Here is a 14,902-nt window from a genome sequence, read left to right as displayed (position 1 = left end):
CATGAAACTCACTGTGGTCGGCGGAGGCTCGACCTACACCCCTGAACTCATCGACGGTTTCGCCCGCCTGCGGGACACCCTGCCCGTCGAGGAGCTCGTCCTGGTCGACCCGGCCGCCGAACGCCTGGAACTGGTGGGCGGACTGGCCCGCCGGATCTTCGCCAAGCAGGGCCACGGCGGCCGGATCGTCACCACCTCCGACCTGGACGCGGGCGTCGAGGGCGCCGACGCGGTGCTGCTCCAGCTGCGCGTCGGCGGCCAGGCGGCCAGGCAACAGGACGAGACCTGGCCGCTGGAGTGCGGCTGCATCGGCCAGGAGACCACCGGCGCCGGCGGCCTCGCCAAGGCCCTGCGCACCGTGCCCGTCGTCCTGGACATCGCCGAACGCGTCCGCCGCACCAACCCGAACGCCTGGATCATCGACTTCACCAACCCGGTGGGGATCGTGACCCGTGCCCTGCTCCAGGCCGGCCACAAGGCGGTCGGGCTGTGCAACGTGGCGATCGGGTTCCAGCGGAAGTTCGCGAACCTGCTGGGTGTCACACCTTCCGAGATCCACCTGGACCACCTCGGCCTCAACCACCTCACCTGGGAGACGGCGGTCCGCCTCGGCGGTCCCGAGGGCGAGAACGTCCTGCCCAAGCTGCTCGGGGAGCACGGCGACACCATCGCCGCCGACCTCAAGCTGCCCACAACCCTTCTCGACCGCCTCGGCGGCGTCATCCCCTCCTACTACCTGCGCTACTACTACGCGCACGACGAGGTGGTGCGGGAGCTGCGCACCAAGCCGTCCCGGGCGGCCGAAGTCGCCGCGATGGAGAAGCAGTTGCTGGAGATGTACGGCGACCCGGCCCTCGACGAGAAGCCGGAGCTGCTCGCCAGGCGCGGCGGCGCCTACTACTCGGAGGCGGCGGTCGACCTGGCCGCGGCACTGCTCGGCAGCACCGGGAACCCCTACCAGGTGGTGAACACCTACAACGGCGGCACGCTGCCCTTCCTCCCCGACGACGCGGTGATCGAGGTGCAGGCGGCGGTGGGCGCGAACGGCCCGGTGCCGCTGCCCGTCCCGGACGTCGACCCGCTGTTCGCCGGGCTCGTCGCGAACGTGACGGGGTACGAGGAGCTGGCCCTGGAGGCGGCCCTGCGCGGCGGCCGGGACCGGGTCTTCCGCGCGCTGCTCGCCCACCCCCTGGTCGGCCAGTACGAGTACGCCGACGCCCTGACCGACCGACTGATCGCGCACAACCGGGAGCACCTCGCGTGGGCCTGACCGCAAGTGTCCTCGCCATCGACGCGGGCAACAGCAAGACCGATGTCGCGGTGGTGGCGGCGGACGGCGAGATCCTCGCCACGGCCCGGGCCGGCGGTTTCCGGCCGCCGGTGGTGGGCGTGGAGCAGGCCGTGGACGAGGTGGCGACGGCGGTGGCCGAGGCGTACGCCGCCGCCGGGGTCACCTCGGTCGCCCACGTCTCCGCGTGCCTGGCCAACGCCGACTTCCCGTTCGAGGAGGAGCAGTTGGCCGCCGCGCTGGCCACGCGCGCGTGGGGGGCGACGGTGGCGGTCCGCAACGACACCTTCGCGATCTTCCGGGCCGGTGTCACCGAGCCGCGCGGGGTCGCCGTCGTGTGCGGCGCCGGCATCAACTGCGTCGGCATGCGCCCCGACGGCCGTACCGCCCGCTTCCCCGCCCTCGGCCGCATCTCCGGTGACTGGGGCGGCGGTTGGGGGCTGGCGGAGGAGGCCCTGTGGCACGCGGCACGCGCGGAGGACGGGCGCGGGGAGCGTACGGCGCTGGCCCGCGCGCTCCCGGCGTACTTCGGGTACGACAGCATGCTCGCGCTGATCGAGGCGCTGCACCGGGAGGATGTCGAGCCCGCCCGTCGGCACGAGTTGACGCCGGTGCTGTTCGCGACGGCGGCCGACGGCGACCCGGTGGCGCGGGCGGTGGTGGACCGGCTGGCGCAGGAGGTGGTGGCGATGGCCGTGGTCGCGCTGACGCGCCTGGAGCTGCTGGACGAGGAGACGCCGGTGCTGCTGGGGGGCGGGGTGCTGGCGGGCGGGCATCCGCAACTCGACGACGGGGTGCGCGAGTTGCTGGCAGCGCGGGCGCCCAAGGCGGTACCGAGGGTGGTGAGGGCGCGGCCGGTGCTGGGGGCGGCGTTGCTGGGGCTGGATGTGGTGGGGGCGGGGGTGTCTGTGCAGGAGCGAGTGCGGGCGTACTTCGAGGGGTGACCCAGGGTGGGGACGGGGGGTGGGGACGCTTACCGGCGCTGGCAGGGTGCCGCTGCGCCCACCCGTGCCGCCCCAGCGGCACGACTGCATCCGAATTCGACGCAGCGCGTCTTTGGAGAACTTCAAGGCAGACACCGATGCTCCGCAGTCGGGAGAACTACCCCAGATGGGGGCTGAGCGGTGGCCTTGGCCCTGGCTGCTGCCTGGTTCGCCCGACTCGACAGCCACGCCGCCGAGCACAGATCCAGTGGATCACACCGGTTAGGTCCAGTGTTGCTACCTGGCTCAGCGCGTTGACGATGTGGTCTCGGTAGGGGGCTTTGGGCCAAGGGTATGAAGTTACCGGCCGGAGATCGTTGTCAAGGGAAGCGCAAATCGGCGGGTCTGCCTGACACAGGAGGCGCTGCCCTGGTGCGGGTTGGGGTCAGTCCGTCGCCATGGCCTGGTGCGCTTGTCCGGCCGCGAGTGGTGGCTCCGGGAGTGGGTGCGCAGCCGCGGCGCGGAAGCCGTCCAGGAGGAGCGCGAGATGGCGGCGCCACAATCTTGGGGTGTGGTCGCCGGTCATGTCGACGGTGCGTGAGATGCCCCAGACGACGAAGGCAAGATCGTCGATGGTGGTATCCGCGCGCAGCGTGCCGGCTCGCTGGGCGCGGTCGAAGATATCGCCGAGCGCGGCCGTGGCCGTGGCCTGGAGTTGTTGCGCGGCCGGGGAGGTCATGCCGCGGGTGACCGCTTCGTTGTAGCCGCGGTCGGCGGCCTGCAGCTCGCAGATGCCGGTCACGTAGTCGACGAATCCCTGCCAGGGGTCGTCGGCGACCCGCGCCTGTTCGGCGAGTTCGACGTTCTTCTCCAGGCGGTCGAGGAACACCGCCTCGATCAGGTCTTGCCTGGTCGGGAAGCGGTTGTACAGCGTTCCGTTGCTCACCCCGGCACGTCGTGCGATCTCCGCCATCGCCACGTCGACGCCTCGCTCGGCGAACAGCGCGCGGGCCGCGTCCAGCAGCAGCTCGCGGTTGCGTCGTGCGTCGCCGCGCAACGGGCGTGGCAGGTCGGGTGAGGCCATGCATCCATTCTATGAACTTGACGACATCGTCATGTTATCCCTAGCCTCCAGTAACATGACGACGTCGTCAAGTTAGGTTGTGGAGGCACTGCATGCCCAAGACGATCGCCGTGCTCGGAGCCGGCCCCGGCCTCGGCCGCTCCGTCGCACGCCGCTTCGGCCGGGAAGGGTTCCAGGTCGCCCTCGTGGCCCGCACCCCCTTACGGCTGAACACCCTGGCCGAGGAACTGACCGAAGAGGGAATCGAGACGGCCGGGTTCGCCGTCGACCTCGCCGACCGCGGCGCGCTGCCCGGCATGATCGAGGCCATCACCTCCCGCTTCGGCCCCATCGACGTACTGCAGTACGCCCCCGCCGGACCCGACTGGCTCCCCCGGCAGACCCCGATCCGCGACACGGACGTCGAAGCCTTCGACTTCCCCCTCGACCTCCTGCTCCGCACCCCGGTGGCCCTGGTCCGCCGCATCCTGCCGGGCATGATCGAACGCGGCCACGGAGCGGTGCTGTTCGGACTCACGGTCGCCGCCGGCACCCCCGTCCCCCAGATCGGCAACGTGGCCGTCGCGGCCGCGGCCGCGCGCGCTTACCTGCACAACCTCCACACCGACTTGGCCGGCACCGGGGTATACGCGGGCCTGCTCCAGGTCGCGGGAATGGTCGGCGAGAGCGACTCGTCGAAGTACGTCGCCGAGCACTGGGATCCGAGCACTCTGCCGAAGCCACTCGACCCGGCCGACCTCGCCGACGCCTGCTGGGACCTCTATCTCAAGCGCGACAGGTTCGAAACCGTCGCCGCCAACGCCGACACGTAACCGACACCATCCGAGGAGGGCAGGCGAGCGGCTGGCCTCCTCGCCAAGACCCGCCTCATCGCTGATGTGTCACGCCCTGTTCCAACGAACTTCAACGAATAGAGACGAGGGGCGGGACGGGGCCGTTGACAGCAGGAACGACTTGCCCTCCGAAACGGACCGTTACCGATCACGGGAGCTCCGCTGTCTGGTCAGAGTCTCATTCGTCGCGAGAGCGCGGTGGCCGACGGCGTCTTCGCCCCCGGCCATCTGGGTGAGTTGACGCAGATCGTGCCGTTCGAGATGGTCGATGAGGTCCTCGCCGAGTGTGGCACCGCCCAGCAACGGCTGCGGAAACTGCCCGCCCGGGTGGGGGTCTACCTGCTGCTGGCCGCCGCGCTGTTCGAAGAGTGCGGCTACCCGGCCGTGTGGTCCAAGCTCACCGGTGCGCTGGGCAGCCTGCCTCTACCGAAGATCACGGCGACCGGGCTGTGGCATTCCCGGTGCCGGCTCGGGGTGCGCCCGCTGCGGGCCCTGTTCGACCTGCTGCGCGGCCCGGCGAGCGCGATCCGCACCGCCGGGACCCGCTGGGCTGGACTGTTGGTGGTCGCCATCGACGGCACGTACCTGGACGTCGCCGACGACCCGGACGTGCGGGCCCGGCTGGGCAAGGGATCCAACCAGTACACCGCCGCCTCCGGCTACCCGCAGGTCCTGCTGGTCGGTTTGGTGGCCTGCGGCACCCGCGCGGTCATCGATGCGGTCTTCGGCCCACGCAAGCCGGGCGAGCCCGTGCTCGGACGCCGACTGCTGCGCTCCTTGCACGCGGGCATGGTCGTGTTGCTGGACAGGGGATTTGCCACCAACGCCTTCCTTCAAGCCTCGGCCGACACCGGTGCCGACTTCCTGGCACGGATCTCCGCCGCACGCAAGCCGCCCGTCCTGCACCGGTTCGACGACGGCTCGTTCCTGTCCAGGATCGGCACGGCGGAGGTCCGCATCATCGAGTGCGAGATCACCATCGCTACGAGCGCCGGACGCACCACGGGCGTCTACCGCCTGGCCACCACCCTGCTCGACCCACGCCGTTACCCGGCGTTCGAGCTGGTCAGGCTGTATCACGAGAGATGGGAAGTGGAGTCCGCCTATTTCGCGGTCAAGCAGTCCATGCTCGGCCGCCGCGTGCTGCGGGCCCGTACCTTGCCGGGCATCGCGCAGGAGATCTACGCGCTGCTGACTGTCTACCAGGTGATCAGGATCGCCATCGCCGACGCCGCCAGCACCGTCCCCGGCGCCGACCCGGACAGGGCCAGCTTCAGCGTCGCCCTTCAGACCGCCCGTGACCAGGTCATCCAGGCCACGGGCGTGATCGCCGACACCACCATCGACCTCGTGGGCACCATCGGACGGGCAGTCCTGGACAATCTCATGCCCGCCCGCCGACTGCGCCTCAGCCCCCGCGCCGTCAAACGCCCACTGTCCCGCTACGCGTACAAGAGCCTGCGCGTCGACCGTCGCACCTACAAGGCCACCATCAGCATCGACATCCTGTTGACAGAGCCGATCAGCCCATAACTTCATGGCCTTGGGCTTTGGGCTGTTAGGTTCCGCGGCTGTCAGTTGACCGTGGGAGAGCCTGGTGCCTTACTTCTTCGCCTCGTACGACAGCATTGCCCGGCATCGGGCGGCGCTTGCCGACCTCGGGTTCGACGCAGTGGAACCGCTGTCTGGACCAGAGGCGCTGCCGGAGGGAACGCCTTTCTTCGTCGACGAGTTCATGCGGCCGCGTGAGCCGATGTGCTCGTACTTCTTCGATCTGGCCCGGCACGTGGGCGCGAAGAGCCTGTGGGAGTACGCGTATGACCTGATGGGTCTGGAGGACTTCCTGGCCGGGGTGCCGGACCCGCCGACCGATCTGGTGGCGGCGAGAGAGCCTGATCTGGTGGCCTTCCGCCGGTGGCGTACCTAGCTGGCGCCGATACCGGTGGGGCCGACAACGTGGCGGCGTAACCGGGCGGCGATCAACGGCTTCTACGACTGGGCAGTGGGCGCCGGTCTGATCGGACAGCGTCCGTACCAGCGGCGTCGTAGTGGTCGGGACGTTCTGTCGTGGCGTGCGGTGTCGGATATCGATGTGCGGCATCTGTCGCGGGCTCAGTGGGTGATGCTGCACCGGGTGGGGCTGGGCGGTGACCTGCCGGACGGAAGTCCGGATCCGGCGTTCGGTCGGGCGAACCGGCTGCGGAGCATGGTGGCGGGTGAGCTGGCGGTGACGACGGGGATGCGGTTGCGGGAGTTCGGCTGCCTGCTGGACATCGAGGTGCCCCGGCCGGTTCCGGGTGGTTCTGCGGTGCCGGTGGCGTTGGGGGCGATCGCGAAGTTCGGTCTGCCGAGGGCGGTGATGGTGCAGCAGTCGGTGCTGCGCTCGGTGGAGCTGTATCGGCGTACGGAGCGTGCGGCGCTGGTTGTGCGCAGTCGGCGGGCCCTGTGGCGTCCTCGGTCATCGGCAGCCAGGCGACGAGCAGTGCGTCTGAGTCGGCCAGCTGCCAGATATAGCGTCCGCCCCAGTGACCGGCCAGCGGACCGCTGCCGTGGCGGCGGTAGTCGGCAAGCCGGCGAACGGGACGCCGCGACGCCAACACGCCAGACGTCTGAGCGGGCGGCAGGCGCGATTCAGGCGGCTGGCATGAGGTGAAGAACCGGCGGCAGCGACGACTCGTAGGCAAGGTCGACGAAGAACAGGGTCGCGTACGGGCTGCCCCAGCTGACGCCTCCATGGTGCGAGCACGCACCTTGCGTCCCGATCGACGAAGACAACCAACCGTCAGCGCAGGTTGTGGCAGCAGGCATGGAAACGGCTGCCGCCGTCTTCGGAAGCCGCGCTATCTCCAGCGCTCGGCTGACCACGTCCGAGCCAAAGCAGCCCTGATGGGCCACCACGACACTCGCCGCCTTGCCAGCCTGGGCCCTCTTGCTGGAATAGGCGTCCATGATGTCCTGCTGAGTAAGGTTCTCGTCCCCTGGGAGAATCTCGGACCCGAGGATCAACGGAATGCGGATAGCCTCTGCCCTCTGCCGCTCCTGCTCATACGTCGCCACCAAGGGCTGGCACTTCTCGGCTTCCTGCTCGCGACCCAAGGCGGCTAGACCGTAGATCGCTGCTGCGGCAATCCCAAGGATCACCGCCCAGACTCCGACGATGATGACACCCGCCAAGATCTTTTGACCGAGGACGGCGCCGCGTTTCGGGGTGTGAACCTCGCATAGATCATCGAAATACGCCGCACGCGTGCAAGGAATCTCACGGTCACTGAAAGTGAGAACATAGCTGCACTGCGGCCGAGGTTCTCTCTTCTTGCCCAACCCCATCTCAATCCCCCACCCCGATAGCAACCTCGCAGAACCGCGCCAAGGATACGGGCCACAGCGGCAGTGGCGACCCGGCGGTACACGGCCTCAGTAAGCCCAGCTCGAACACCAGAGAACAGGGAACCCGTCGGGCGCCTTCAGGGCTTCTGGGCGGCGCCAGCGGTCACGTCCCGCGACGTGGTGTAGTCATCCGGACGGTGCGACTCCGCAGCTCAATGGGGCGGTGTAGTTGTTTCCGCGCCGTATGACAGTGAGGACGCCCGTGAGCGGCTCGGAGAACAGGGGAGGCGGGGCGGTCGGCGCGAGCGTCATGACGCTGAACGGAGCCGCACGGTCCGCTTGGCTACACCACTCGGCGGGGCACCACCTCAGCTGCCAGAACACCGATCACGCGGTCAAAGTCTCCTGCTGCTACGGATCGATCATGGACCAGATCGGGCAACGAGGCCAGCAGGACGATTTCCGCCTCTTCGTACGCGGCATCGGGATCCGGCCGCTTATGGCGATAGCCGAGTGCAGTGAGTCGGGCGTCTTCACCCTTGGTGATCCACGCCAGCTGCAGGCCGTCAGAGAGCGTCTGCACGATCGCGCCGACGGAATCAGCGCAGGCCAGGGCCTTTGCGATCTGGCTAACGGGGGTCATGTGCTCGAAGTGGAACACCGCTCGCTTGGGATCAAACCTGGTCTGGGAATGCCACGTCTCTTGTCGCAGGTCGACCCCGATGGCTGTGGCCTTCTCTGCGGCCGCGACGCTGACCTGCGGATGTCGGGCATCGGGTACGAGCATGTCGCAGAGCTTGCGAACGTCGTCGGAGATGGACTCCCTGAGTCGGGCTCGCTGGTGCCTGTTGAATTCCAACTCGTCGAGCGCGCGGGTCTTGTCGAGCAGGCCCTGGGCGAACGGGCGACAGATGTAGGCGAAGCGCGTGGTGACCATGACTGATCCCGTTCAAGAGTTCGGGTACATGGAGTGGCCCGGGTTCCGCGGCGCCATGCACATGGCCCACCCTTAACCTCCCTGAGACCCAAAGCCAGTCGTATTGGCTGAGTAACGACGGCGTCGACCACCGGTTCCGCCATCCGTGACAGGTACAGCCCGGACCGCTGGCCTGTCGGTCCTTCAACTGGTGTGGGGCTTGGCCGACGTGCCGTTCATCGCTTTCTCGTACCACGCCCAGAAGGCGATCAGGCTCCCGTGGTCCGCTTCGAGTTGCGGCACGATCTTCGAGTCGTGGCCCGGCAGAAACTTTCCGCGGGCGGGGATGCCGCCACACCGGCAGCCGCAGACGCGGCCCTCGTTCGTCGTCACGGTCGGCATTCTCCCGCGCGACCGACCGGTCCCGCCACCGGCTGGGCGTCCTGGGCAAGAACCGGAGATCCGTCGGCCTTATCTCCCTGCTGGAGAAGGCACTTGCCGATGACGGAACGCCACGAGCTGCAGTCGCCCGAGAATCAATTCACTGGACAAGGGGCGCGGGTGCCGTCCCTGCACTTGAGAGTGAATGACAGTACCTGGACTGCCTTCGCTTGAGACACCGAGGTCTGCCTAAGCGCGGAGCTACTTGCTAAAAGGGGCGCCCGGACCATGCTTTCTAGGCAAGCCGGAAGGGTCTGCGACTGTCACCAGAAGTGTTGAGCTGACCCACGGGAGGTGAGTGCCGGCCGCGACCCGAAGAGCCGACCCTCAGCGTACGGACGGCCCCAGGGCGCGGGGTGGCGTCCCGGTCTTCCGTGGGGCCTCCGGCGGCCTCTCGTGCGCCGGGCGGGGCGTCCGGCCGTACCCACCTCCACGAACCCCGGGGACACCTCTCCGAAATCAGGCTTTTTGGCCAGCAACTCACGTCTCACCAGATACTGTTGCGTTGAGACCCCTACCGACACGCTCCCCGGGACCCGACGCCTCCCGGGCAGGGGCAACGGGCCAACGTCGGCCTCGGCGACCACGCGTGCATGGAAACCCTCTGACCTTAAAGGGAGCACTGCCCGAGAGAGCCCTGGCTAGGCATCGAGAGCCAAGACGCGTCGGCACGGCCTCAGCAAGACCTCACGTACATCGCGTGGTGGTCGGGCTGAGGGCTGCGTGCCACAGGTCCGAACCACCGGAAAGGTAACTCGGGCCGTGAACCTCTCTCTCGGTGTCAAGGTGCTAGTGGTCGTCGTCTGCGCCCTGGTCTCCGTCATCGTCGCCATGGTGGCCGCCTGGCTGAGCCACACCCCAGGCGCGCCCGCTGGCCAGGCCGTCCTGTACGGCGGAGGCTCTTTCGGGGGCTGCATGCTGCTGTGCCTAGCCGTGTTGAAAGCCCTCAAGGTGCTGTGACGCGCCGAAGCCCCGGAGGTGCAGCCGGCGCCCCCGGGGCTTCGCTGTCAGCGGTTGGAGTCGCCCAGGTTGATCTCCTTGGCCGGGTCACCGGGGAGCAGGCGTTGGAGCATCGTGTCAGGGTCCGGCTGGATGTTCAGCGCCTTCAGGGCGGCCGCCGAGTTCAGTCGGTCCTTGACGTTCTGGTCCTGCACGCGGTCGATGAGCGTCGTTGCAGTTTCGAGCTGATGGTCTGCGTCGATCTTGGCCTCATTGGCTTCGGCCGCCTTGGTCAGGTTGGTCATCGCCCGTTTGGAGTGCAGGGCCAGTGCCCCGCCACCCGTCGTGATCAGTACGCCCGACAGGCTCGTCACCAAGGGCACATAGCCGGAGCTGGCGCTACCTGCGTGTATCAGCGCCAGGACGGCACCGACGAGGATCACCACCGCACCGCCGGTCATGAAGTACACGCTCAGCCGGAAGGTCCACTCGGACTGCTTCATCGCGTGCTTCAGGAAATCGAAATGGAACTTCTGACGCTGCTCAGCGAGGCTGGGCTTGATATTCTCGGTGCGATTGGCCTGGACGGTGCCCATCCCGGGCCCGATGAAGACGTTGTGCACCTCGCCCGCTGTCTGCACCACTCGTTGACCGGCCTGGGGATCTTCAGAGCCACTTGCGCCTGTGGCTACCCCGAGCGCTTCTCGAAGTTCAACGAACCTCGTCGTCTCGGCGAGGTCGGCTAACCACAGCTCGGCAGCATTGCGCCTCGCTGTGTTGGCATCAGCCAAAGCAGAAGTTGGCTCCTGCTCGTCGGGGCGGTCGCCCCCGTTGTCTGCCATCGTCGCCATTCCTCGGCCCCCGATTGCACCACCTGACGCTCCACCAACTCATTTCATAGTAACGCCGGGTGACGACAACGGCCGTATGCTCTTCGACCATGGACATCACGCCCGTGATAACCACGCTCGTGGGAGCGGGGTTCGGGTCATTCACAACAGCGCTGGTCGCCCTGTCGGTTCAGAGAGCGACCCTGAAGCGTGAGCGCCAGCACAAGCTGTGGGAGCGCCAGGTCGCGGTCATCGAGGAGTCCCTCAAGTACGAGAGGGAGGTCGTCCGGAAGCGACACGAAGCTATGCGCAACCCAGACGGCGATCTATTCCTGGCCTTGAATGAAGTGTTCAAGGAGACGGACATGTCGAAGATCAGCGCGAATCTGGAGCTGTATGGGACACCGGCCATGCGCCAGGCCCATGACGCGACGTTTGCAGCCTTCCGAGACTGGATCGCAGCCTTCATCGGGTGGCAGGGCCATCACAAGCGGACGGGACCCGGCCACGAGGAGGCAGTACGCGCCGAGGCGGCCCGCGAGACGACGAGGCTATGGCCGGAGGTCGAGAAACTGGCGACTAAGGCAGATGAGACATACGACGACTTGGTGAAGGTAATGCGCGCAACGGCGATCTTCGAACAGGTCGTCAGCCGTGTGGACCCCGCGAACCCGGAACTCCCCACGTAGGTCAGAAACGCGCACCGACAACATCATCAACGGGGGTTCAGGACACGGCGGGCCGAATTGATGACGTTGTGGGCGTCGGAGCCGTAGACGGCGGACTCGCGGAGGGTACGCCAGACCTTCTTGTAAAGGGTGACGTTGTCGGCCGCGTCCAGCCACAGTTCCGCGTGCCAGTCCTCGGCGACGACCAGGCGGTCATCCAGGACCCAGAAGCCGTTGGCGGGCACGATCTTCACGGACGCGGTGAACGGGATGATCCCGAGTTCGATGGTGTCCATGCCGATCACGCCTGCGAGGCGATCGAGCTGGGCCGCGAGGACGGAGGGCGGGCAGATCAGCGACCTGAGTGCCGCCTCCCACATCAGGACATGGAGCTTGCGGCCGGGCCGGTACAGCCACTCCTGGCGCTGCACGCGGGACCGCACGGCGTCCTCGATGTCGCTGGCGGATCCCATCAGGTCGGCGTACCGCCGCAGGACGTGACGGGCGTACTCAGGTGTCTGCAGCAGACCGGCGACCACCGACTCTTCCCACATCCACAGCTCAGAGGTGCGCTCAAGCTCCTGGGTGAGGCCTTCATGGAGGGGCGCGAAACCGTTGGCCAGGGCTCGGCGCCACGACCTGATGTGGGACTCGAAACCGGCGAGCCGGGCGGCCAGCTCGGCGTACAGGTCAGGCTGGCCGGTCGCGTCGGCCCACGCCCTGAGGTCCTCGGGGGTGGCGGTCTGCTTGCCCAGCTCCAGCTTGGAGACCTTGGAGCCGGGCCAGCCGAGCCGCTGCGCGAGTTGCTGACCGGTGAGCCGGCCACCGGGACACGAGAACCTGAGTTCACGCAGTCGCGTGCCCAGGGCTTCCCTTGCCTGCTGGTAGTCGGTGCTCACCGGTCTCGCACTAGTCGGTCCGGGCCACCCGCTCGGCGAACTGCTCACGCGAGAAGGCGAGATGCATAGCCGCGTCGCGCACGATGGAGTACCGCACGACCTCGGCGGGCTCCGTGATCAGCTCGATGTTGAGCAGGTTGTCGGCGTCGTCGAAGTGCAGCAGGGCGACCAGCCGGGAGTCGAAGATCCAGAAGTCCTCGGCGGGCAGAGCGAGCCGGTCGGCGTCCGCGCGCCACAGGTAGCGGACGTCCTCACCTACCGACGCGTTGTGTCGGGCGTAGTCGAGCAGGAACAGCTGCTCGGTGGTCGGCGGACAGTCGGCAACGCGAACCCGACCGACACACTTACCGACGTCGGTCTGCGCCTTGATGTTCAGCAACCAGGGCTCGCCCGGGTCCAGGACCGTCGTGCCGGTGGTCAGGAACATCTGGAAATCGGGGTCCTCGCGGTCGGAGGCGTAGCCACGCCGGGTCTCCAGGCGCCAGGCGGTGTGCTCGAAGGTCTCGAACAGGCGCCGGAAGGTGGCGCGGTCGACCAGCTCCGGCACCCGCTCCATCTCCTTCGGTCCCCAGTTCACGAGCAGCTCTCGCGGTACGACCACGGCCGACTCGTCCCGGCCGAAGTGCTTTAGCTGCGCGAGGTCTTCCGGGTCGGTGACGGGTGTGCCCTGGACGATGATCTCGCCACTGTCGGCGTCGGTGTGCAGGGCGGGGCAGCCGTCGAGCTTGCTGTCCGTGCCGGTGAAGCGTAGCTGACGAGCCATGGACGCTCTCCCTTCAAGGGCGCTGATCCAATCAGCATGGCTGCGGCCCCAGTTCGGCACTATGGGGTCCAGCAGGACACAGGAGAAATTGCGAGCAATCTCAGCATGCCCCAGAGAAAACACGAGAAAACGGCGTAGTGCCAGCCAACTGGCCAGATCTAGCGTCCGGTTCATGGCACCGAAGAAAACACAGGACGTCAGCGACACGCAAGCGGCGGTGGAAGCGCTCAGAGTCGCCCTGGACGGCGCGGGGATCATCCTCCCCTCGCTCAGGGTCGATCCGGCCTCACCGCGCTTGCAGCTGGTCGAGCTGAGGCGGGTGCGCGCCAACGTGGCCGTCCGCCTCGCCAGGGCACTCCAGCCGGGAACCCGCGAGTGACCGCCCCCGAGGAGGAGCCCGACGGCACCCTGGTCATGGACACCGGTCGCGACCAGTTGGGCTACGTCATGGGGCGCGAGGGTCCGTACGTCCAGCTGCGACCGGTGGCCGGAGGGCGAGAGTGGGACGCCGACCCCGCTCACGTCCGGCGCGCCACAGACGAAGAGCGGCTCAGAGCCGTGGCCGAGCGCACCCGCGCCATGAACTCGTTCAGCAGCGGTGGCATCCGCCCGTGACCGCACCCACCGCCGACGACACGTCGACCATGAGTGCGGAATGCGCGCTGGCCCAGCAGTCGGGTTACTCAAAGCTGCACCAGGACTGCCGACAGACCAAGGACGTTCCCTTGCCGCACGGTCGCGGTGTCCTCCTGATACCCCGCTGCACGTGCCCCCACCACCGCTACTCTCCCGCCAGGTAACGCCCCCTCACCGAACCTCCAACCGCCTGACCAGCGCCGTAGCCTCACCCCAATTCGACCGGGGTGGGGCTCAGTTGCGTCTTGACGGAGATCACCGCCATATACGCCAGCCTGCGCGTGTGGGGCTTCACCTCCCCGCCGCACCTGAGCGCCCGCCGTTACGGGGCCAGGACTGATCGTCAGATTGGCTGGCTGAGCACCGCTAGTACAGGATGCCGTGTTCCTGGCGTGGCCTGTGCCGATTCTGACGACAGGACACTCAGTAGAAACCCTCTTGACCAGCGGGCCGATGAGTAGGCCCACCTGAATCACCGAGCACTTTGCGTACACGTCAGCGCGGGTGTCTTGGTCCGAACCGTGAGGGTTCGGACCGAGGCTGCCTGCGCACCCGATCCGACCCATGACAGGGAAGGTAAGGATCGGTGGACGGCACCGCCATCATCGTCATCATTCTCGCCATCGCTGGCGTGGTCACCTTGGCGATCTACGTCCTGAAGGGCGTGCTTGACCAACTGCCCGACCTCTTCGAATCCGCTCGTAAGGCGCGCGACGCCTGGAACGAGCTGACCACGAAGGAAGACGAGACAACTCAGCCGGACGAAACCGAGGAACAGTCGCTCCCGGCGATCAACCCCCCGGTTGACGACGCAGAGGAGCCGCCCCCGGTGGTCGTCCCCTCGACGGACGACGAGGAGCCGCCTACTGCTGCATAGGTGCCGTCGTGGGGTCTGTGTGGGCGTCCCCGGGCACAAGAGCGCCCGCCGGCTGAGGACCGGCGGGGCGTCTCTGAGTGTCGGGAGGGGTGTCTGTGGCCTCAGGCAGCGATGGCCAGGTGGAAGGGGATCGAGGAAGAACTGGTACCCCATTACCTTCTTGGTAGCCCCGCAACGGGGCGCCCGGCCTTCGGAGTTGGCATGACTTTCTCCCCCTGTCGATCGCATGTCTTGGGGGGTGGTGTCACCGGCTCCGGAGGCATCGACAGACCGCTGATTAGGGGCATGACCACCGGCTTCTTCGCAGGTCGGGAGGCTCTTCGTAATGTGGATGTGGCGATCGGTGCCGTGGGGCGGCCGGGCGAGAGCGACCGAAGGACGCACGTGATCGACGTCAGTGACATCGGCGCCTTCCTCGGCCTGGACGTCGGCAAGGGCGAACACCACGCCACCACCGTCACCCCGGCCGGGAAGAAGG

Annotated in this window: 17 protein-coding genes; 10 read left to right on the top strand and 7 right to left on the bottom strand. The window is 67.6% G+C overall.

The genetic code is table 11. The features are described 5' to 3' along the window. Position 1 precedes the first annotated feature (1 nt). Together SSP29_RS48665 and SSP29_RS48660 are read left to right on the top strand one after the other, a co-directional pair. Complete coding sequence (locus SSP29_RS48665; protein ID WP_089107450.1) at positions 2–1,270, top strand: 6-phospho-beta-glucosidase; 1,269 nt, start codon at positions 2–4, stop codon at positions 1,268–1,270. Next, positions 1,261–2,232, top strand: a complete 972-nt coding sequence (locus SSP29_RS48660) for an N-acetylglucosamine kinase (protein ID WP_089107449.1) — start codon at positions 1,261–1,263, stop codon at positions 2,230–2,232. Before SSP29_RS48665 ends, SSP29_RS48660 begins: the two co-directional genes overlap by 10 nt. Positions 2,233–2,656: 424 nt before the next feature. Here SSP29_RS48660 and SSP29_RS48655 read toward each other — a convergent pair whose 3' ends face one another. Further along, positions 2,657–3,295 (bottom strand): TetR/AcrR family transcriptional regulator, encoded by a 639-nt coding sequence (locus SSP29_RS48655; RefSeq protein WP_150136413.1) that lies wholly within the window; start codon positions 3,293–3,295, stop codon positions 2,657–2,659. 92 nt (positions 3,296–3,387) lie between these two features. Between SSP29_RS48655 and SSP29_RS48650 the strand changes: the two genes are divergently transcribed. From SSP29_RS48650 to SSP29_RS48640, 3 genes are all read left to right on the top strand, one after another. Then, on the top strand, positions 3,388–4,107 hold the full coding sequence (locus SSP29_RS48650) for an SDR family NAD(P)-dependent oxidoreductase (RefSeq protein WP_089107448.1): 720 nt from the start codon (positions 3,388–3,390) through the stop codon (positions 4,105–4,107). A 219-nt stretch (positions 4,108–4,326) separates the two neighbouring features. Next, positions 4,327–5,661, top strand: a complete 1,335-nt coding sequence (locus tag SSP29_RS48645) for an IS4 family transposase (RefSeq protein ID WP_089107447.1) — start codon at positions 4,327–4,329, stop codon at positions 5,659–5,661. Between the two features lie 64 nt (positions 5,662–5,725). Further along, complete coding sequence (locus SSP29_RS48640; RefSeq protein ID WP_089107446.1) at positions 5,726–6,055, top strand: hypothetical protein; 330 nt, start codon at positions 5,726–5,728, stop codon at positions 6,053–6,055. A gap of 704 nt (positions 6,056–6,759) precedes the next feature. Here SSP29_RS48640 and SSP29_RS48630 read toward each other — a convergent pair. The 3 genes from SSP29_RS48630 to SSP29_RS48620 form a co-directional block, all read right to left on the bottom strand. Next, complete coding sequence (locus SSP29_RS48630; protein WP_145969070.1) at positions 6,760–7,449, bottom strand: DUF3761 domain-containing protein; 690 nt, start codon at positions 7,447–7,449, stop codon at positions 6,760–6,762. A 349-nt stretch (positions 7,450–7,798) separates the two neighbouring features. Continuing rightward, a complete protein-coding gene (locus SSP29_RS48625; RefSeq protein ID WP_089107443.1) occupies positions 7,799–8,392 on the bottom strand; it encodes a hypothetical protein in 594 nt (197 codons plus the stop codon). Positions 8,393–8,575: 183 nt separating this feature from the next. Next, on the bottom strand, positions 8,576–8,764 hold the full coding sequence (locus SSP29_RS48620; protein WP_145969069.1) for a hypothetical protein: 189 nt from the start codon (positions 8,762–8,764) through the stop codon (positions 8,576–8,578). An 810-nt stretch (positions 8,765–9,574) separates the two neighbouring features. Between SSP29_RS48620 and SSP29_RS48615 the strand changes: the two genes are divergently transcribed. Further along, positions 9,575–9,772, top strand: a complete 198-nt coding sequence (locus SSP29_RS48615; protein WP_089107441.1) for a hypothetical protein — start codon at positions 9,575–9,577, stop codon at positions 9,770–9,772. A gap of 47 nt (positions 9,773–9,819) precedes the next feature. Here the strand turns inward: SSP29_RS48615 and SSP29_RS48610 are convergent, their stop codons facing one another. Beyond that, the gene (locus SSP29_RS48610) at positions 9,820–10,593 is read right to left on the bottom strand and encodes a TRADD-N-associated membrane domain-containing protein (RefSeq protein ID WP_150136412.1); all 774 of its coding nucleotides are present in this window, start codon (positions 10,591–10,593) and stop codon (positions 9,820–9,822) included. A gap of 98 nt (positions 10,594–10,691) precedes the next feature. Here SSP29_RS48610 and SSP29_RS48605 point away from each other — a divergent pair, with 98 nt between their 5' ends. Next, the gene (locus SSP29_RS48605) at positions 10,692–11,270 is read left to right on the top strand and encodes a hypothetical protein (RefSeq protein ID WP_089107439.1); all 579 of its coding nucleotides are present in this window, start codon (positions 10,692–10,694) and stop codon (positions 11,268–11,270) included. Between the two features lie 26 nt (positions 11,271–11,296). Here the strand turns inward: SSP29_RS48605 and SSP29_RS48600 are convergent, their stop codons facing one another. Beyond that, complete coding sequence (locus tag SSP29_RS48600) at positions 11,297–12,148, bottom strand: helix-turn-helix domain-containing protein (RefSeq protein WP_089107438.1); 852 nt, start codon at positions 12,146–12,148, stop codon at positions 11,297–11,299. Between the two features lie 10 nt (positions 12,149–12,158). Beyond that, on the bottom strand, positions 12,159–12,911 hold the full coding sequence (locus tag SSP29_RS48595; protein ID WP_089107437.1) for a DUF6879 family protein: 753 nt from the start codon (positions 12,909–12,911) through the stop codon (positions 12,159–12,161). Between the two features lie 172 nt (positions 12,912–13,083). Between SSP29_RS48595 and SSP29_RS48590 the strand changes: the two genes are divergently transcribed. From SSP29_RS48590 to SSP29_RS48575, 3 genes are all read left to right on the top strand, one after another. Next, positions 13,084–13,290, top strand: a complete 207-nt coding sequence (locus tag SSP29_RS48590) for a hypothetical protein (RefSeq protein ID WP_089107436.1) — start codon at positions 13,084–13,086, stop codon at positions 13,288–13,290. Between the two features lie 35 nt (positions 13,291–13,325). Then, positions 13,326–13,526: a hypothetical protein gene (locus SSP29_RS48585; RefSeq protein WP_089107523.1), complete on the top strand. Its 201-nt coding sequence runs from the start codon at positions 13,326–13,328 to the stop codon at positions 13,524–13,526. Between the two features lie 607 nt (positions 13,527–14,133). Further along, positions 14,134–14,424: a hypothetical protein gene (locus SSP29_RS48575; protein WP_089107434.1), complete on the top strand. Its 291-nt coding sequence runs from the start codon at positions 14,134–14,136 to the stop codon at positions 14,422–14,424. The last annotated feature ends 478 nt before the right edge of the window (positions 14,425–14,902 follow it).

This window comes from Streptomyces hyaluromycini (assembly GCF_002217755.1).
Classification (GTDB): Bacteria; Actinomycetota; Actinomycetes; order Streptomycetales; family Streptomycetaceae; genus Streptomyces; species Streptomyces hyaluromycini.
This window is presented reverse-complemented; position numbering and strand designations above follow the sequence as displayed.

Excerpts from the sequence above, each read along its gene's own strand:
- SSP29_RS48665 (WP_089107450.1), top strand. The coding sequence starts at position 2 with ATGAAACTCACTGTGGTCGGCGGAGGCTCGACCTACACCCCTGAACTC.
- SSP29_RS48655 (WP_150136413.1), bottom strand. The coding sequence starts at position 3,295 with ATGGCCTCACCCGACCTGCCACGCCCGTTGCGCGGCGACGCACGACGC.
- SSP29_RS48650 (WP_089107448.1), top strand. The coding sequence starts at position 3,388 with ATGCCCAAGACGATCGCCGTGCTCGGAGCCGGCCCCGGCCTCGGCCGC.
- SSP29_RS48625 (WP_089107443.1), bottom strand. The coding sequence starts at position 8,392 with ATGGTCACCACGCGCTTCGCCTACATCTGTCGCCCGTTCGCCCAGGGC.
- SSP29_RS48610 (WP_150136412.1), bottom strand. The coding sequence starts at position 10,593 with ATGGCAGACAACGGGGGCGACCGCCCCGACGAGCAGGAGCCAACTTCT.
- SSP29_RS48605 (WP_089107439.1), top strand. The coding sequence starts at position 10,692 with ATGGACATCACGCCCGTGATAACCACGCTCGTGGGAGCGGGGTTCGGG.
- SSP29_RS48595 (WP_089107437.1), bottom strand. The coding sequence starts at position 12,911 with ATGGCTCGTCAGCTACGCTTCACCGGCACGGACAGCAAGCTCGACGGC.
- SSP29_RS48590 (WP_089107436.1), top strand. The coding sequence starts at position 13,084 with ATGGCACCGAAGAAAACACAGGACGTCAGCGACACGCAAGCGGCGGTG.
- SSP29_RS48585 (WP_089107523.1), top strand. The coding sequence starts at position 13,326 with ATGGACACCGGTCGCGACCAGTTGGGCTACGTCATGGGGCGCGAGGGT.